Raw genomic sequence first — 18,483 nt, 5'->3', positions numbered from 1 at the left:
GGTGGTGGCTTCGTCGAGGCGGGCGACGCTCACGTAATCCGCGCCGGCTTCGTAGAGCGCGGGAATGTCGGCAAGAACCTCCGCGACCACGACGATGTGGGCGTCGGCATTGAGTTCCCGGAGGTGGCGGACGAGCCTGAGGTTCGTCGTGCCCTTGAGGAGCGAGTCGGGGATTGTGCAGACGAGCATTTCGGCCTTGGCCACGCCGGCGTGGAGCAGCGTCTCGGGCTGGCTGATGTCACCGTAGATCACCTTCACGCCGCGGGCCTTGAGCTCCTCGTGGACGCGGGGATTGAAGTCCACCACGGCCACGTGCTCGAGCAGGGTCTGGTTGCCGAGGCGCAGCTCCTCGAGCAGGGAACTCGCGGTGCGGAAGAAGCCAATCAGGAGGATGCGGGCGGGTGCGTCGTGGCCCGAGGCGGCCGCGGCGGCAGGCGCGGAGGCGGCGTCGAGATCGCGCAGGCCGGCCCGCTTCAGCCAGGGGATCAAAGCCCGCGTGAGACGGTCGGACTTCATCATCGCAAACGTGCTGAGCGCCGCGAGCACGACGAAAGCGAAGGACACCATGCCCTGGCTCTGCGGATTGCTGAAATGGTTGGCGCCAGCGCCCATCGTCATGATGACGAGCGAGAACTCGCTGACCTGGCAGAGGTTGATCGACGGCAGGAGACTGGCGCGAAGGCCGTTCTTCAGGAAATAGAGAGGCGTGAAGGTGAGCACGAGGCGGCTGGCGACGACAAAGGCCGCGAAGACGAGCGCCCAGACGATGAGGCCGCGATCGGGCATGGGAATCGACATGCCGAGGCCGACAAAAAACAGGGTCACGAAGAAGTCGCGCAGGCTGGTGACCTTCGCGGTGACGTCGAGGGCGTAGGGGAACGTCGAGAGCGAGACGCCGGCGATGAGGGCGCCCATCTCGCGGGACAGGCCGAGACGCGAGGCGAATTCGCCGACCAGGAAACACCAGGCGATCGCCCCCACGAGCACGAGCTCCGGAAGACGCGCGACGCTGTGAAAAAGGGGCGGCAGGAGGAACCGGCTGACGGCGAGCGCCGTGGCGATGAGGAGCACGACCTTGCCGGCGGAGAGCAGCAGCGCGCTGGCCTGGAGGTTGTCGAGGCTGGGCTGGATCGCGAGAAAGAGGATCACGAAAAGGTCCTGCAGGACGAGCAAACCGAGGGTGACGCGGCCGGGCAGGGTGTCGAGTTCGCGCTTGTCGTAGAGCAGCTTCACGATGATGACGGTGCTGCTGAGGGCGGCCGCGATGCCGAGATACAGCGCGTCCCATTTGCCGGCCGAGAGCGGGAAGCCCATCATCCAGAACGCGGCGACGCCGATCACGCAGCCGATGAGAATTTGCGAGGCGGCCGTGACGAGGATCGCGCTGCCGGCGCTGATGATCTTTTTCAGGTCGATCTCGAGACCGATCATGAAGAGAAGGAAGATCAGGCCGAGCTCGGAGATCGTGGCGACGGATTCCTGCCCGTGGACGAGGCCGAAGCCGGAGGGACCCAGTGCGAAGCCGCCGACAAGGTAGGCGAGGATCACGGGCTGCCGCAGAGCCTGGGCGAGAACGCCAAGGGCCCATGCGGCGATGATGCAGAGGGCGATATCGTGAAGGAGCTGATGCATCGGCGCGCTACGATAAGCACAGCCTCCCCATTCTCCCCACGAAAAAGCGCTGGTTCAGTTCGTCAGCACGATTGGACCGGCCGGGGCGGGAGCGCCGCCGGATTTTTCGAGGCTCACGGCAAACGCGGAGGCCGACGAAACCGGCTGTGCGGGGCTGAACCGGATCGTCGCGGAGCCGTCGTTGGCCACGGTGAACACGCCGGCGCTCACCGGCACGGCGTTGTTTGGATCGATGACCCAGAGCTGGTAATCCTTGCCGCGTTCGGCGGCGGGCAACCGGCGCACCTTGAGAATGCCTTCCTGCGCGGAGTTGTCCCACGCGATCGAGGCGAGGTAGGAGCCGTCGAGCTTCGACGTGAGCGTGGCGACCTGCATCTCGGCGAGGGCGTTGCGCTTTTTCAGCGCGGCGAGTTCGTGCTCGAGCGAAGGCACGGCGGCCGCCTGGCCGGCGAGGGCGACGTTCTTTTCGTCGAGGCGCTGGTTCTGCATCCACAGCACTCCCGTGGCGATGGCGAGCGCGGCGGCGATGCCCCAGGGAATCACCCGTCCGGACGTGCCGCTGCGCGAGGCGGTCTCGACCTCGGCGGCGGCGATGGGCGTCTTCGTCACGGCCGCGAGGATGCGCCCGCGCAATTCCGGCGGCGGCGCCAGTGGCGGGGCGGTCTCGGCGAGCAGCGCGCCGGCGGATTCGTAGGCGGCCACAAGGTCGGCTAGGTCGGGATTCTGGCGCACGAGGTCGCGGAACTTGGCGGCCTCGTCGGCGGGCAGGGCATCGAGGGCGTAGAGCGCGGCCTGCTCCCGTTCGAAATCGTCGATCATTCCGCACCTCCCTTCATTTTCTGGCGCAGGCGGTCGAGGCCGAGACGGATGCGGGATTTGACGGTGCCGATGGTCTCATTCAGCCGGGTGGCGATCTCGGGGTGGGTGAGGCCGTCGAAGAAGGCCAGTTCCACGGCCTGGCGCTGATTCGCGGGAAGCTGGCTCATCCAGGCGGCGACGCGGTCGCGGCGGTCGTCGGACTGCGCGTTCTCGGCGGGAGTGGGCGCCGGGTCGTGCGTTTCGGGCAGGAACTCGGTATCCTGCGCGGCTGCGGGCAGGCGGCGACGAGCGGCCCGGAGCCGGTCGATGGCCTTGTTCCGAGCGAGGGTGGTGAGCCAGGTCGTGACACTGGCGCGATGGGCGTCGAAGGTCCTCGCATTTCGCCACGCGGTCACGAAGACATCCTGGACGATTTCCTCCGCCTCGCGGTCATTGCCCGTCACGCGCCGGGCGAGGCTGAACAGCAGGCCGCCGAGCTGGTCGTAGAGTTCGCCGAGGGCGGCTTCCTCTCCATTTGCGATGCGTTGCATGCACTCCTCAGGACTCATCGGCACTTCCTTGATTTGTAGGGACGGCTCGGTCGTCGCACACGATAAAAAAGGAGGCCCCGACGGAGACTGATACGTCCACCCCCGCCGGGGTTGCACCAACCAACCCATGATTTGGTAGCAATTCCACTGTTCGGTCAGCTCGGGCGTTCGTGCAACCCGAGTTTCCAGGCCGGTGCCGCGCCCCCATATCGTGAGGGCGATGAACGGCAGGCGGCTTTCCATGCATGAGATTCGCGGCGCCGGCGCCGGCGGATCAAAAAATTCGCGGAGGCTTTCGGCATTTGCGATTTTGCGGATGGCCCGGCGTTTGCTAGAGCTTCCGGGGTGGGACGGGCACTGGCGATCAAGCATTCTTTTTCGGGGGCGAACACTCTGGAATTTCTCAAGACGTTCGAGGGCGCCACGGCGAGTTTCGTGCGCGACGAAGGGCATTGGTCGCTGTGGATTCCGGAACTCGCCGCGATCGAGGCTCCGCTCACTCCGGCCTCGCAGGTCTATTTCCCGGTGATCCTGCGCCGCGACGACCAGGCCATCGCGCTGCGGTTTTTCTACGATTGCTCGACGGGAAAGATCCGCTACTACCGGAGCGGCATTCCCGACGAAATTTTGCGCCTTCCCGAGCTGGAAAACTCGATCTCCGAGCTCTTTCGCCACTCCCTGCCGGTCGAGGCGGTGCGACAGCGCAGCCTCGGAAAAAACTCGCGCGCCGCGCAGGCCGCGGAACCGCCGCGGAAACTCTCCGTCGATACCTCTCACGCGGAGCCCGCGGAGCTGGCCGCGCCGGCGCCGAGACCTTCGACCGTGCTCGTGCCGAAGGCGTCCGTGCCGACAGCCATGGTGCCCGCGTCCGTTCCTGTGGCGCCGCTTCCTCTCCCGGAGCCCGCGCCGCCGCACGAGGTGCACCGCACGGTGCGAGTGGAGATCGGCCCCAGCTTTCGCTCGGTGCTGATCGCGTTCCTCTGGACGGTGACGATCCTCGCGCTCGCGGCGCTCGCGGCCTTCACGTATTTGCGGGCGACCGAGGACCCCGGCGTGTTGCACCATCGCCTGCAGATCGAGGAAATGCGGGCTCGCAACGGGCAATGATGTCCGCGGCGGGATATTTTTTTCCGCGCATTCGGGCGAGGAGAAACGATCCGTCCCGGGATGCCTGCCGCCAAAGACCTTGCCAGAGAATCGCCCCGGAGTCCGCGCGAGCGCGTGGGCCGCTATGTCATCGTGGGCCGCACGATCGACAAGTGCCGGGCCTCGATCGCGGGCACGCTCGGTGATTATCACACGAACTGTCCGCTCGATCATCTGCTGCTCGATTGGAAGGAAATCGGCTGGGAGGCGTTCCGCGCCGAGATCGTCGCCGGCAGCACCGACGATGAGGTGGTGCGCTTTCTCGACGAGAACGGGATCGAGAAAAGCGCGGAGGAAGTCGATGCCTGGAGTGAATGCATGGTGGCTTTCGTTCCGCTCGACAGCGCGGCGATGCGCGAGTGGTTCATGGGTGCCTGCGAGGCCATGGGTTTCGATCCCCGGACGACCACGCTTTTCGACTATCTCGACGCGGACGACCGCGCGACCTTCGAGTGACGCAACCCGCGGCTTGAGCCTCGGCGCTGAGCGGCTAGCGTGAAGGCATGGCGCAATTTCCGGAGGAGCAGACTGCGGACGGAGAGTTCGAGCGACAGGAGGACGCGTTTCGTGAGTGGATCACTCCGGACGGCGCGTCCGGATATTCGCCCGATCCGGGGCGCTACCATCTTTACGTCTCGCTGGCCTGCCCCTGGGCCACGCGCACGATGATCGTGCGCCATCTGCTCGGTCTCGAGGATGTGATCGGGGCGACCGTCGTCGATCCCGTGCGAGACGAGCGTGGCTGGGCCTTCCGCGAAGGCGAGGGGCATTCGCTCGACCCCCTCAACGGCTTCGCGTTTCTCGCGGAGGCCTATCACGCGACCGCTTCCGATTGCGACGGCCGCGTGACGGTGCCGGTGCTGTGGGATCGGCAGCGCGGACGCATCGTCAATAATTCGGAGGACGACATCTGCCGCATGCTGCATGATTGCTTCGGTCCGCGCGGCGACGCCGGCACGGGTGCGGATCTTTTTCCCGCGGCCATCGCCGGGGAGCAGGCGGAACTCAGCACCTTCATTTACGAGAAGGTGAACAATGGCGTGTATCGCGCCGGTTTTGCAGATACCCAGCGGGCCTACGAAGCCGGGGCGCGGGAACTCTTTGCGGCGCTCGACGTGCTCGAAGCACGGCTGGCCCGACGGCGCTTCCTCTTCGGCTCGCACCCCGTGGAGACCGATTGGCGGCTCTTCTGCACACTTATCCGCTTCGATCCCGTCTATCACGGGCATTTCAAGTGCAACGTGCGCCGCATCGTCGACTACCCGAATCTCGCCGGCTTCACCCGCGACCTCTACCAGTGGCGGGGCATCGCCGCGCTCACGAACTTCGATCACATCAAGCGGCACTACTACTACACGCACGACGACATCAACCCGACGCGCATCGTGCCGATCGGGCCGGACCTCGCGTGGCTGGACGAGCCGGCTGTGCGGCCGGAAATGGAGTTCGCCGACGGCGAGGACGGCTGATCGCGCCTACGACGGCGGGCAGCCGAAGAAGCCGCGCTTGCGAATGAGCTGGACCACCTGCGGAGGCACCATTTCCTCCCAGCTGGGGTCTCCCTTGGCGATACGCTTGAGCACGTCGCGCGAGAAGATGTGCGCGTATTTCGGGTTGGAGTTGTCGAGGTGCACGAGGCTGCCGCGCTTCGAGAGGTAGTCGTAGAGCGGGGCGAGCTCGGGGTTCACCTCGACGTTGGCGATCGTCTGCTGCGGGGACTCCGGCGTGGGCTGGTAGGGGTAGACGAAGAGCTTGAGGTCATTCTTGAACAGACGACCGAAGCTCTCGAGCACGCCGCCCGGAAGCGCCTGATAGTATTTCTCGTCGAAGAGATCGATGAGGCTTGGCACACCCATGACGATGCCGATGCGCTCTTTCGTTCGCCAGGCGAGGTAGGCGGCGAGGCGGTAGTATTCGAAATAATCGGAGATGAGCACCGTCATCCCGCAGGCGGCGAGAAGCTCGGCCCGCGCGAGGAAGTCGCGGCGATCCACGTCCTTCCCGCCGGCGAGCAGGTTGCGCATCGTGAGTTCCATGATCGGCAGGACGGGACGATCGCCCACGGCCGGGTCGGCTTTGAATTTCTCGAGGGCGCAGTTGAGCATGTCGAGATTCACGTTCGTCGTCGGGCGAAAGCTTCCGCGCTCAACGAGCACCGCCTTCTTGTAGAGGACCTCGCTGGGCTGGATGACCTCGCGATTCGCGCCGAACATCGCCGCACCGCTCAGGCCCAGCTGCACGAGCTGGAGCGCCATCAGGCGATTGTCCACGTTGCGGAACTCGATGCCGCTGAATTCGATCATGTCGATCTCGATGCGACCGGTCGTGAGCATGTCGAGCAGCGAGTCGACGAGCTGCTCGGGCATGTGGTGGAGGAAAAACGCGCCGTAGCAGAGGTTCACTCCGACGATGCCGAGCGCCTCCTGCTGGAGCGAGGCCTCCGCGTCGAGCATGCGGACGTGAATGAGAATCTGGCTGGGTTCGTCGTGCGGCCGGCTCTGGAACTTGATGCCCATCCAGCCGTGGCATTCGTTGCCGCCCTTGAAGCTGCGGGCCACGACCGTATCGGCGAAGGCGAAGAACGCGGTGGTGTCGCCCCGGGCCGCGCCGAGCCGCTCGAGATTGAGCTCGAACTCCCGGTCGAGCATGGCCTGCAGGCGGCCCTTGGAAACGTATCGGTCGCTGTGACCGTAAATCGCGTCGCTCACCTTCATGTCGTAGGCCGAGACACTCTGCGCGATCGTGCCGGCGGCCGCGCCGACGCGGAAGAACCACCGCACCACTTCCTGCCCGGCGCCGATCTCTGCAAAAGTCCCATACCAGCGGGGGTCGAGGTTGACCTTGAGAGCCTTGCTGTGGGTGTCGACAGATTCCGTTTTCACGCCTCCCGGAGAGCACGATTCATGCGAATCGCCCGATGGTTGTCGGAAAACTTTCTCACGTAAGTGGTTTGCGGCGAGACGCGATGGGGTCGTCGCCTGGCGATGGAAAGGCGCGTCCTTTTCAATCGGGAGGCCTGTCGTGGACGCAGCCGAGGAGCCGGAGGGAACCTTTACATCCCGGAGTGGGAATTTTAGAACGTTGCGAGGTTGTCAGCCGATTCACCAATCTTCTGTTCGGAGCCCCTGTGGGCCCAGGTCCACCTCGGGACCTGGTGCTGGAGCATGGATTCGAAACAGGTCACCTGGTCGCCGGAGCTTTTTCGTATTTTTGGACTGACTCCGGAGGATGGACCGCCGAGTCCGGAAGAACGCCGAAAAATCTATCCACCGGAGAGCATGGAACGGCTGGAGGCGGCTGTCGCGCGTTGCCTGGAGACAGGCGAATCTTTTCGGATCTCCCTCGAGGCGAACCGGCCCGACGGTGCGGTGCTTTCGATCGAGGCCCATGGCGCGCTCCTGCGGGACCAGACCGCGCGTTCGGCCCTGGTCCATGGAGTGGTGCTCGATCGCACGGAGGAACGAAGAGCGCGGGCCGCGCTGGAAGCAAGTGAGGCGCAGTTCGCGAGCGCCTTCGAATACGCGGTGATTGGAAAGGCGCTGGTTTCACCGGATGGCCGCTGGCTCAAGGTGAATCGCGCGATGTGCGAGATGCTGGGCTACACCGAGGCCGAGCTGATGCGGATGACCTTCCAGGAGATCACCCATCCCGACGATCTCGAGGCGGACCTGAAGCTCGTCGAGGAAATGCTCACCAACAAGCGACAGACCTACCAGATCGAGAAGCGATACTTTCATCGCTCGCGGCGAATCGTGTGGGCGCTGCTGAGCGTTTCGCTCGTGCGGGATGCCGCCGGCCGGCCGCTCAATTTCATCTCGCAGGTGCAGGACATCACCGCGCGCAAGCAGGCCGAGGCCGAGCGCCAGCACCTGTTCGAATTTTCGCTCGATCTGCTCTGCATTTCCGGGCTCGACGGCTACCTGCGGCAGGTGAACCCGGCGTGGACGCGCGTGCTCGGCTGGTCGGAAGAGGAATTGCTGAGCCGCCCCGTTTTCAAGTTCCTGCACCCCGATGACCTCGAGGCGACCGAGGCCGGGCGGGCGGGGCTCATGACAGGGCGGCCGCTCCAAGACCTCGAGAATCGCTACCGGTGCAAGGACGGCAGTTATCGGTGGCTCTCGTGGCGCTCGTTCTCGCGACCGGAGGAGGGAGTTGTCTTTGCGATCGCGCGCGATATCACGGATCGCAAGCAGGCGGAGGCCGCGCTTCGGCAGACGTCCGATCGCCTGCTGCTGGCGACGCGCGTGGCGCGGCTCGGCATTTGGGAATGGAATGTCGTCGAGAACTTCACGGTCTGGGACGACGCCATGCACGAGATCTACGGTCTGCCTCCAGGCACGGTCGTGGACGGCTTCAAGGAATGGGAGCGCTTCCTCCATCCGGACGATTCCCTGCGGATGCATGAGCTCGTCGACGCCGTTCTCGCCGGCCCGGCGGAGCTGGATTCGGAGTTCCGCATTGTGACCCCCGGCGGCCAGGTGCGGCACATCAAGGTCAACGCCCTCGTGCAACGGGCCGTCGACGGGCAGCCGCTTCGGATGATCGGCACGAATCTCGACATCACGGAGCAGCGCGAATCCGAGGAACACCTGCGCGCGCTCGCGCATCGGCTTCAGCTTGCGAAGGACCTCGCGGGCGTCGGGGTGTTCGACTACGAGGTCCGCACGGACACCTTGCTGTGGGACGAGCGATTGCACGAAATTTACGGGACCAATCCCGAGAACGAGGACGAGGAGCCCGGAATCGAGCGGTGGCGTTCTCGGGTGCACCCGGAGGACCTTCCGCTCGCCGAGGCGGCGTGTTTCGGAATCATGGTCGATCCGCATGGCGGCTCCGACATCAGCTATCGCATTCGCCGGGCGTCCGACGGTGCTTTGCGGCATTTGCGCTCCGTCGCCAAGGTCGAGCGGGATGCCGTCCTGCACCCGATTCGCGTCATCGGCATGAACCTCGACGTCACCGAGGAGATCGAGCTGCAGGAACACTTGCGTCGCGCCGGCCAGGCGGCCGAGGCCGCCAGCCGGGCGAAATCGGAGTTCCTCGCCATGATGAGCCATGAGATTCGCACGCCGATGAATGCGGTGATCGGCTACGGCGATCTGTTGCGCCTCACCGCGCTCGCCCCCGAGCAGGCCGACATGGTCGACAACATCCAGCGGGGTGGGGCAAACCTGCTCGAGATCATCGAAGGCATTCTCGACTTTTCCAAGATCGAGGCCGGGAAGCTCACCCTGCGCTTCGAGCCGCTCGACCTGCAGGTGCTGATTGCCGACGTCTGCGATCTCCTCGCCGTCACCGCGCAGACGCAGGGATTGCGGTTCGAACAGGTCCTTGCGCCGGATTTGCCGGAGCGACTGGTCGGCGATTCTCAGGCGATCAAGCGCATCCTCACCAATCTTCTCGGCAACGCGATCAAGTTCACGGAGACCGGTTTCGTGCGGCTGGCCGCATCCCGGAAAGACGTGGCTGGCGAGCCGTTCCTGCGTCTGGAGGTCACGGATTCCGGCATCGGTCTCACTGCGGAGACGCTCGAGCGGATCTTTCGGCCCTTCTCCCAGGGCGACTCGTCGAACAAGCGCCGCTTTGGCGGCACGGGGCTGGGCCTGGTCATCTCGCGTCGGCTCGCGGAGGCCATGGGGGGCAGCCTGACCGCGGGCGCCCGGCCTGGCGGCGGAGCGGTTTTCGTTTTCTCGCTACCGATCCGGTCTGTCTTGGAGATTCCCGATCATCACAATCCTCTGCCGGTCGTCCGGACTTCCTCGACGGCGTCCGTTTCTCCCGATCTGAGAATCCTTCTCGTCGAGGATAACCCGGTGAACCGCCAGTTGATGACGCGTCTCATTCAGCGTCTCGGTTGCACGTCCACCGCCGTCGCCGACGGCCGGGAGGCCCTGCACGCTCTGGCTCTCACTGCCTACGACGTCGTCCTGATGGACCTCCAGATGCCGGTGATGGACGGCTGGGAGGCTGCCGTGGAGATTCGCCGGCGCGAAAGTGCGGACCCCTCGATTCCGCGCAGTTACCTCATTGCGCAGAGTGCTTCCGCCATGGAGGAAGACGCCCGGCGCTGCCGCGAGATCGGCATGGATGACCACCTCAGCAAGCCTGTCACTCTCCAAAGTCTCGCGGCCGCGCTCGCGCGCGCTCCCGCCAGCCGCAGGAAGGCTACCTGACGAGCTTTACGCCGAAGCCGACGAGCGTCGCAAAGGCCGCGGCCCACGGCAGCACCCCGAGGGAAAGCGCGAGCATGAGCCGGACCGGTGACGCGCCGAGCGCCAGCCCCAGGAGGGCGCCGATCTGCGGGCCGATCGTCACGGGCGCAAGCAAGCCGAGGGCCGGCAGGCCGAAGCGATCCCACGCGCGATGCACGAGCGTCGGCTTCGCCGGTCGGGCCTCGATGCGGAAACGGCGGGTGAGCATCTCGCGCAGCGGCGCGCCCGCGGCCACGATGACCACCGCGCCCACGGAATAGCCGAGCCAGGCAGCGAGCGCCGCGAGCCACAGCGGCACGCCAAGGGCGGCGCCGGCCGGAATTGCGCTGATGAAATAAAGAAACCCCAGGCTGAAGACCGAGGCGAGGCCGCCGAGAAAATGCATCCCCGGAGTCTGCCCGGGAAAATTCGAAAATCAGGAACAATCACGCGTCGGGGAGCGGTTTCGGGCGACGTCGTCGGGCTCTGCTCCGAAATTATCTTGGGAATTCGCGAGTCCGCCGGGACCGCTGGTCGCAGAAAGAGCGCCGGACGCGTGAGCGTTCTTTCCGGAAGCGCCCATTCCCGCTAGTGCCTTTCCATGCCCTTGCTCCGCCCGGTCGTCGGAATTCTCGTTGGTTTGAGTCTGCTTGGCTGCCAGAAGGCCAAACCGCCCGCGCCGCCGCCGTTGCCGGTCACCGTTGCGGAAGTGGCCACTGCCGATGTGCCGCTGTATCTGGAGACGTTTGGCACCGGCGTGACGGTGGCGGCGGTCACGATTGTGCCGCAGGTCACCGGAGTGCTCGCGGCGACGAAATTCGCCGAGGGCGCGGCCGTGAGCAAGGGCGACGTGATTTTCGAGATCGATCCGCAACCCTACCAGGCCGCGCTCACGCAGGCACAGGGCGCGCTGGAAAGCGCCAGGGCGAATCTCCTGCTTGCCCAGCAGAATCTTGCCCGGCAGCAAAAGCTCTACGAGACCAAGGTCAACGACATCCAGGACTTCCAGAATGCCCAGGCCACGGCGCAGGCGGCCCAGGGCAGCGTGCTTTCCTGCGAGGCCGCGCTGCAGACCGCGCAGATCAATCTCGGCTACTGCACGATCAGGTCGCCCATCGACGGGCGCACGGGACCGTATTTGCTGAACACGGGCAACCTCGTCACCGCGAATTCGTCGCAGCTCGTGAACATCCAGACGCAGGCGCCGATCTACGTCGACTACACGATTTCCGAGTCCGATTTGCCGCGTCTGCGTCAGTATCTCGACGGCGACGGTTTGCCGGTGGAGGTCACGATTCCCGGCGCCACGGATTACACCGGCCACGGCACGCTGCGGTTCATCGACAATTCCGTCGCCGCAGGCACCGGCACGCTCGAAATGCGCGCGACTCTGCCGAATGAGGATCTGCGGCTGTGGCCGGGACAGTTCGTGAACGTGCGGCTGATTCTCACGTCGTTGAAGAATGCGCTCGTCGCCCCGGCCACGGCCGTGATCGTGGGCCAGACCGGTGACTACGTCTTCGTGCTGCAGGCCGGCAACAGGATCGCGATGCGCCCGGTGAAGAAGGGCCAGCGCGAGGGAGACAATGTCATCATCGAGAGCGGGCTCGCGGCGGGCGAGAAGGTCGTCACTTCCGGCCAGATTGCGCTGGCCGACGGGATGACGGTCGCGCCGCAGACCGCGCCAGCTTCATCTCCGACCTCGGGCGCGAAATGAATCTCTCCGCACCTTTCGTCCGGCGGCCGGTGATGACCACGCTCGCCGCATTGTCGGCGCTGGCGTTCGGCATCACCGCGTTTCTCACCCTGCCGAACAGCGACCTGCCCGACGCGGCCTATCCGGTCATCACCGTCACGACCAATTATCCCGGCGCGAGTCCGCAGATCATGGCGGACAACGTCTCGACGCCGCTCGAGCTGCAGATGATGCAGATCCAGGGGCTCACGCTCGTGACCTCGCAGAACATGGTCGGCAGCTCGACGATCGTGCTCCAGTTTGCGCTCAGCAAGCCGATGGAAGCCGCCGCCACCGACGTGCAGGCGGCGATTCAGCGCGCCATGGGCGATCTTCCCGCCGCGCTGCCGGCGCCGCCCTCGTTCCAGCTTACCAATCCGAATGACAAGCCGATCTCCTACATCGGCGTCTCGAGCAACACCCTGCCGCTGGGCTCCGTTTACGATTACGCGAACAACCTCATCGCCCAGCGCATGTCGATGATCCCCGGCGTCTCCTCGGCGCAGGTCTACGGCTCCCCGCGCGCCGTGCGCATCAAGGCCGATCCGAACGCGCTCGCCTCCCGCAAGGTCACGCTGAACGACCTCTCCGACGCCATCCAGAACGCGAATGTCTTCCAGCCCGGCGGCGCGCTGAATGGCCCGCGCAATGCCTACACCGTCAATCCGAACGGCCAGCTCCTTAAGGCGGAGGACTACAAGGAAGTCATCGTGCGCTACGAGAACGGCGCGCCGATTCGCGTGCGCGACGTGGCCACCTCCGAGGAGGCGCAGGACAGCGAATACCTCAAGCTGCGCATGTGGATCGCGGGCCAGCCGGAGCGGCCATCGACGAACGTCGTCGCGATCACCGCCGGCGCGGGAAGCAACGCCGTGCAGGTCGCCGAGGACGTCCGCCGCACGCTCGAGGAGATTCGCCCGACGCTGCCGAAGTCCCTCGACACCGCGATCATCTACGAACGATCGACGCAGATCCTCGAGTCCATCGCCGACGTGAAGTTCACGATCCTGCTCGCGTTCGCGCTCGTGGTCCTCGTCATCTTTCTCTTCCTCGGCCGCCTCCGAGAGACCCTCATTCCCAGCTTCGCGCTGCCGGTCGCGCTGTTCATGACCTTCGCGCTGATGAGCGTCTGCGGTTTCGGCCTGGACAATCTCTCGCTCATGGCGCTGACGCTTGCCGTCGGCTTTCTCGTGGACGACGCCATCGTCGTGCTGGAGAACACGGTGCGGCATCTCGAGATGGGGCGCACGCCCGTGCAGGCTGCGCTCGAGGGCGCGAAGGAGATCAGCTTCACGGTGCTGTCGATGACGCTTTCGCTCTCGGCGGTCTTCATTCCGCTCGTGTTCATGCCGGGTCTGCTCGGCCGCATGTTTCACGAGTTTGCGCTCACGATCGTCTTCGCGATTCTGATGTCCGGCGTCGTGGCGATCACGCTCTCGCCGATGATGTGCGCGCGTCTGCTGCGGAAGCGCGATCCGGGTGACACGAGCGCGATCGAGCGGCGGGTGAACGCCATCTTCGCGTCCCTTCACCGGAGCTACGGACGTTCGCTGCGCTGGATGCTCCGCCACAAATGGATCGCGCTCGTGGCATGGACCGCCTCGCTCGCGGGCTCCGTGCTGCTTTATCTCGCGGTGCCGAAGACCTTCCTGCCGGTTGGCGATAGCGGCACGATGCTCGGGCCGTTCATCGCCCGTGAAGGCACGTCTCCCGCGCAAATGCAGGATTACCAGGCGCGCATCATGAAGATCCTCGAGGCCAGCCCGTATTTGCAGAAATGCGTCTCGGTTACGGAGTTCGGAGGCCTGCCGAACTCGATGGGCCTCGCTTGGTGCGAGCTGAAACCGGTCGGTCAGCGTCCGCCGATCGACGAGGTTTACCAGAAGATCAGCGGGCAGATTTACGCAGAGGTGCCCGGCGTGCTGCCACTCATTCGCCCCATCCCCACGCTGGAAATTTCCGCCGGTGCGACCTCGAACCAGCAGGGCGAGTTTGCCTACACGCTCACGAGCGCGGATCCCGACTCGCTCTACGCAGCGGCGGGTCGGCTCATCACGAAACTGCAGGCCGAATCAGGGTTCCTCCAGGTCTCGAGCGACATGCGGCACCAGGTGCCGTTTCTCGACGTGAACGTCCTGCGGGACCAGGCCTACACTTACGGCGTGTCGGCCGACACCGTCGAACAGGCGCTCATGCTCGGCCTGTCCGGCAATCGCGTCGGACAGATCATGACGCCGCTCAACCAATACGACGTCATCGTCGAATTGCAGAACCCGTTCCGCGAATATCCGAAGGCGCTCGATCGGCTGTGGGTGCGCGGAGCATCGGGGCTCGTGCCGCTGCGCTCGGTCGCGAGCTGGAAGGCGACGACCGGCCCGGAAACGATCAACCACATCAACCAGATCACGTCGGTCACGATCTTCTTCAACCTGCAGCCGAACTTTCCGGTCGGCACCGCCACCGACCGGCTCGACGCCCTTGCCGCGGCCACGCTGCCGCCCGGCATCAAGGGCAGCCTCGCCGGCGAGGCGCAGCAGTTTCAGCAGACGGTTGCTGGAATGGTGGTCTTCCTCATCATCGCGATCTTCGCGATGTATGTGATCCTCGGCATCCTTTACGAGAGCTACATCCACCCGATCACCGTGCTCAGCTCGCTGCCGACGGCCGGCGTGGGCGGGTTGCTCATGCTCTGGCTGTTCGGCATGAGCCTGTCGCTCTACGGATTCATCGCGCTCTTCCTGCTCATCGGCATCGTGAAGAAGAACGGCATCATGGTCGTCGATTTCGCGATCCAGCGACAGCGCGAGGGTCGCTCGTTGAACGACGCGGTCGTCGAGGCCTGCGAGGAACGCCTGCGTCCGATTCTCATGACGACGTTCGCCGCGGTCTTCGGCGCGATCCCGATCGCGGTGGGCTTCGGTGCGGACGGGGCCAGCCGGCAGCCGCTCGGCGTGGCCATCGTCGGCGGCCTGCTCATCTCGCAGGTGCTCACGCTCTACGTCACGCCGGTATTTTTCTTCTACATGGAAAAATTCCAGACGCGGGTGCTCGATCGCATCGCGTTCTTCCAGCGCGGCGACGCGGTGGAGGTCTAGGGCTGCTTGCGGTCCTCGATCGCGAGGATCCGGCTGCGCTTGTCGTCGTAGGGCAGGGCGTGAAAAAGCCGGATCTCCTCGACGCGGCGCGACGCGGTGAGCGTTTCCAGGAATCGCGTGTAGGTGCGGGCGAGTCGCGTCGTCTCGGCGTAGCGGCCGCGGAGGTTGGGATCGTTGTAGGCGCGGGGATTCTTCGTCTCGAAGAGATGGAAGGCGATCCACTTGCGGTCGAACTTCGTGAGCGGCTTCGGTCGCCGGAAGAACGCGGTGAAGAGCGTGAGGACGAGCCAGGTGTCGACGCCGGCCTGCAGCTCGAGGTTGCGGGCATAGGCTTCGTCGCGACTGGGCGCGGTGCCGGACTGGAATTGCAGCGCGGCGTGCAGCGCGTGGTTGATTTCCTCCACGAAGGCGATGAGCTCGCGGATGTTGTGATCACCGATGCCGGCGCGCGGATCGTGTCGCTCGAGCTGTTCGATGAGCCACTGGGAGTAGTAGATGCCGATGCGAAGCTGGCCGTCGGCGGCGCGCAAAAAGGTGCGCGCGGTTTCTGCGAGTTCCGCCGCCTGCGCGCCGGCAAGGGCGGCGAGCTGCCGGCTGCGTTGGGAGTCGACGAGGCAGTCTTCGAGATTGATGCCGCAGCTTGCGTAGGTGCGTTCGAAAAGCGTCTGAATCTCGCTGAAGAGCGTCTTCATCCGATCTGCGGCACCTGGGTGGGGGCCTCGAGATGGAGGAGGCGGCCGGCAAGATCGTTGAGCGCGATGCGCGCCTCGCGAAAGCCGTCGGCGAGTTCGTGGTAGATGGTGGAGAGGTCGAAGCGCCGCGCGTCGCGATGCTCGGCGGCCACGCGGAAGCTGGAGCGGCCAATGTCTTCGTAGAACGACAGATCCGGGGCGCCGCGCTTGGCCCGTTTGTCGATGTTGTCGGAAAACAGTCCGCTGAGGAAGAGGGCGTAGTTCGCGAGGTGGGTGCGGAGGAGGAAGGCCTCGGATGGCGTGGACTCGCGGATGGCGAGCAGGATGTCCGAAACGTAGCGCAGCTCGATGTCGCGACGCGGATCGATGCGCTGCACGCGAGCGGTCGAGGTGAAGGTGTCGAGCATCGCGGCGATGTAGTCCGCCGCGTCGCGGCTCGAGACGGCGGTATTTTTCAGCACGCGCCGGCAGAGCACGTAGAAATAGAGCGAGGTCGAGATCTGGAGCGAATCCGCCGAATCGAGGATCGCCGTGGCGAGCGCGTCGTGTTCGAGGATCTCGTCGCGGGCTTCCGCGTCAGTCAGGAGCCGCTGCAGCGAGACGGCGTCCTTGGGTGAGTTGGCGAGTGATCGAACGATAAAGTCAAAATCGTCCGCCGTAAACCGAGCACGACAGTTGGCATGAATCATCTCGGGACCTTCTCTCTAGCATCGCGCGTGCCACATGGAGTGGCCGTTTGGCGGGCTATTCGAGGAGATCGAGCTGGGCCTTTTTTGGCGCGTCGAGGCCCAGCTTGCGGTAGGCGCGGGTGAGGGCGACGCGGCCCTGCGGAGTCCGCTTCAGGTAGCCCTGCATGATGAGGTAGGGCTCGTGGACTTCCTCCAGCGTGCCGGGCTCCTCACCGGCGGCGACGGCCAGCGCATTCACGCCGACGGGGCCGCCGTCGAACTTGAGGATGAGGCTCTCGATGATGCGCTTGTCCATTTCGTCGAAGCCGTCCTCGTCGACGTCGAGCATCGACAGCGCCGCGGCGGCGATCGGCTGGTCGATTCGGCCGGCGGCGCGGACCTGGGCGTAGTCGCGCACCCAGCGGAGGTAGTTGTTCGCAATGCGCGGGGTCCCGCGGCTGCGGCGAGCGATCTCGAGCGCGCCGGGGCCGTCGATCTCGATGTCGATGAGGCCGGCGCTGCGGGCGACGATTCGCGCGAGGTCGGCGGCTTCGTAGTAATCGAGGCGGCAATTCATGCCGAAGCGGGAGCGGAGCGGGGCGCTGATCATGCCGCTGCGCGTGGTGGCGCCGACGAGGGTGAACTTCGCAAGGTGAAGCTGCACGCTGCGTGCGCTGGGGCCCTGGTCGATGAGGATGTCGACCTTGAAGTCCTCCATCGCGGGGTAGAGGTATTCCTCGATGGCCGGGCCGAGGCGGTGAATCTCGTCGATGAAGAGGACGTCGCCGCGCTGGAGATTCGTGAGCAGGCCCGCGAGGTCGCCCGCTTTCTCGACCATCGGGCCGCTGGTCGTGCGGACCTCGGCGCCGACGGCGTTGCCGATGATGTAGGCGAGGGTGGTCTTGCCGAGGCCGGGAGGACCACTGAGGAGGATGTGCTGGAGCACGTCGTTGCGCATCTTCGCGGCCTCGACCATGAGCTGGAGCCGCTCGACGGTCTTTTCCTGGCCGGAGAATTCCTCGAAGAGCGGCGGCCGGAGCGAAATGTCGAACGGCGTGTCGGGTGCTTCGCCCAAGGCGGAAGTCGGAAGGGGGAAGTCGGAATTCATGACACACTTCTCATTCCGCATTCCGACTTCGCTTCGAGACCTTCCTCGAAGCGCGCGAGGCAGGCGCGGATGCCGGCTTCGTCGCGGAGAAGCGACGTGCCGACGAGGGCGGCGTCGAAGCGGTCGCGGGCGAGCGCGAGGTTGTCGGGGCCGATGCCGCTCTCGGCGACGTGCAGGGCATTCGCGGGAAGCTTGTCGGCAAGGTCGAAGGCGTCGAACGCGAGGCTGAAGTCGCTCTTGCTACTGCCGGTGGCGCCGACGAAGCCGGTGGCGGCCTTGAATTTGCGGCTGTTGATGCCGACAATCGCCGCGTCCGCGGGAAGGAGCGCGATTTCGTCTTCCGTGTGGACCTCGAAGAGCGCGGCCATGCCGAGCTCACGGGCGAGGTCGTAAAAGCCGGCGAGACGCGGGGCGTCGAGCACGTTCGCCATCAGCAGGATGGCGTCCGCCCCGAAGGCGCGAGCCTCGCGGATCTGGTATTCGTCGAGGAAGAAGTCCTTCCGGAGAACCGGCTTCGTGACCTGCGCGCGGATCGCGGCGAGGCGGGTGACGTCCATTCCGAAGTGGTGGGCGTTCGTGAGAATCGAAAGACAGCGGACGATTGGGGACTGCTCGTAGGCGACGGGTGCGTCGGCGACATTCTGCGCGCGCATCGGGCCGACGCTGGGCGAGCGTTCCTTGATCTCGGCGATGAGGCCGAAGCCGGTGGCGAGCGCGGCGGCGGGATAGGCATGCCAGGCGCCGGTGACGATCATGAGCTCGGCGACGAAGCCGCTGAAGCCGGGGAGGCCCATAGCGGCCATGCCGGCAAGGACGAAGGTGACGGCGGCGAAGGGGATGAGCTTGTTGAGGTCCATGGGGCCGAGC

General features: G+C 65.4%; 15 protein-coding genes. 6 read left to right on the top strand and 9 right to left on the bottom strand.

Going from position 1 to position 18,483, the window contains the following annotated elements; translation table 11 throughout:
- From VIM61_06530 to VIM61_06520, 3 genes are all read right to left on the bottom strand, one after another.
- A partial coding sequence (locus VIM61_06530; protein ID HEY8900050.1) for a cation:proton antiporter occupies positions 1-1,632 on the bottom strand: 1,632 nt, incomplete at its 3' end.
- 54 nt (positions 1,633-1,686) lie between these two features.
- Positions 1,687-2,451 carry an anti-sigma factor gene (locus VIM61_06525; protein HEY8900049.1) on the bottom strand — a complete coding sequence of 255 codons (765 nt, stop codon included), beginning with the start codon at positions 2,449-2,451 and terminating at the stop codon, positions 1,687-1,689.
- On the bottom strand, positions 2,448-2,999 hold the full coding sequence (locus VIM61_06520) for a sigma-70 family RNA polymerase sigma factor (GenBank protein ID HEY8900048.1): 552 nt from the start codon (positions 2,997-2,999) through the stop codon (positions 2,448-2,450). Before VIM61_06520 ends, VIM61_06525 begins: the two co-directional genes overlap by 4 nt.
- Before the next feature lie 327 nt (positions 3,000-3,326).
- Between VIM61_06520 and VIM61_06515 the strand changes: the two genes are divergently transcribed.
- The 3 genes from VIM61_06515 to VIM61_06505 are packed head-to-tail and all read left to right on the top strand — an operon-like array spanning position 3,327 to position 5,596.
- Entirely contained in the window at positions 3,327-4,088 is a 762-nt protein-coding gene (locus VIM61_06515; GenBank protein ID HEY8900047.1) for a hypothetical protein, read from the top strand.
- 60 nt (positions 4,089-4,148) lie between these two features.
- Complete coding sequence (locus tag VIM61_06510) at positions 4,149-4,583, top strand: DUF5069 domain-containing protein (GenBank protein HEY8900046.1); 435 nt, start codon at positions 4,149-4,151, stop codon at positions 4,581-4,583.
- A gap of 47 nt (positions 4,584-4,630) precedes the next feature.
- Entirely contained in the window at positions 4,631-5,596 is a 966-nt protein-coding gene (locus VIM61_06505; GenBank protein ID HEY8900045.1) for a glutathione S-transferase C-terminal domain-containing protein, read from the top strand.
- A gap of 6 nt (positions 5,597-5,602) precedes the next feature.
- Here the strand turns inward: VIM61_06505 and VIM61_06500 are convergent, their stop codons facing one another.
- A complete protein-coding gene (locus VIM61_06500) occupies positions 5,603-7,009 on the bottom strand; it encodes a TonB-dependent receptor (protein HEY8900044.1) in 1,407 nt (468 codons plus the stop codon).
- Between the two features lie 282 nt (positions 7,010-7,291).
- On the opposite strand from VIM61_06500, the gene VIM61_06495 reads away from it, so the two are divergent.
- Entirely contained in the window at positions 7,292-10,300 is a 3,009-nt protein-coding gene (locus tag VIM61_06495; GenBank protein ID HEY8900043.1) for a PAS domain-containing protein, read from the top strand.
- Here VIM61_06495 and VIM61_06490 read toward each other — a convergent pair.
- The gene (locus VIM61_06490) at positions 10,293-10,724 is read right to left on the bottom strand and encodes a hypothetical protein (protein HEY8900042.1); all 432 of its coding nucleotides are present in this window, start codon (positions 10,722-10,724) and stop codon (positions 10,293-10,295) included. The genes VIM61_06495 and VIM61_06490 overlap by 8 nt on opposite strands.
- Before the next feature lie 195 nt (positions 10,725-10,919).
- Between VIM61_06490 and VIM61_06485 the strand changes: the two genes are divergently transcribed.
- Complete coding sequence (locus VIM61_06485; GenBank protein HEY8900041.1) at positions 10,920-12,035, top strand: efflux RND transporter periplasmic adaptor subunit; 1,116 nt, start codon at positions 10,920-10,922, stop codon at positions 12,033-12,035.
- A complete protein-coding gene (locus tag VIM61_06480) occupies positions 12,032-15,148 on the top strand; it encodes an efflux RND transporter permease subunit (GenBank protein ID HEY8900040.1) in 3,117 nt (1,038 codons plus the stop codon). The genes VIM61_06485 and VIM61_06480 overlap by 4 nt, the downstream gene beginning before the upstream one ends.
- On the opposite strand, the gene VIM61_06475 is transcribed toward VIM61_06480, so the two are convergent.
- The 4 genes from VIM61_06475 to VIM61_06460 form a co-directional block, all read right to left on the bottom strand.
- Entirely contained in the window at positions 15,145-15,840 is a 696-nt protein-coding gene (locus VIM61_06475) for a hypothetical protein (GenBank protein HEY8900039.1), read from the bottom strand. The genes VIM61_06480 and VIM61_06475 overlap by 4 nt on opposite strands.
- On the bottom strand, positions 15,837-16,529 hold the full coding sequence (locus VIM61_06470; GenBank protein ID HEY8900038.1) for a hypothetical protein: 693 nt from the start codon (positions 16,527-16,529) through the stop codon (positions 15,837-15,839). Before VIM61_06470 ends, VIM61_06475 begins: the two co-directional genes overlap by 4 nt.
- A 55-nt stretch (positions 16,530-16,584) precedes the next feature.
- Positions 16,585-17,616: a Holliday junction branch migration DNA helicase RuvB gene (ruvB, locus tag VIM61_06465; protein ID HEY8900037.1), complete on the bottom strand. Its 1,032-nt coding sequence runs from the start codon at positions 17,614-17,616 to the stop codon at positions 16,585-16,587.
- The coding region (locus VIM61_06460; protein ID HEY8900036.1) for a proton-conducting transporter membrane subunit at positions 17,613-18,483 on the bottom strand (871 nt) is incomplete at its 5' end. The genes VIM61_06460 and ruvB, both read right to left, overlap by 4 nt.

The sequence above is a fragment of the Chthoniobacterales bacterium genome, from assembly GCA_036569045.1.
Classification (GTDB): Bacteria; Verrucomicrobiota; Verrucomicrobiia; order Chthoniobacterales; family JAATET01; genus JAATET01.
Note: the sequence above shows the minus strand (reverse complement) of the source record. Positions and strands in the feature narration are given on the sequence as shown.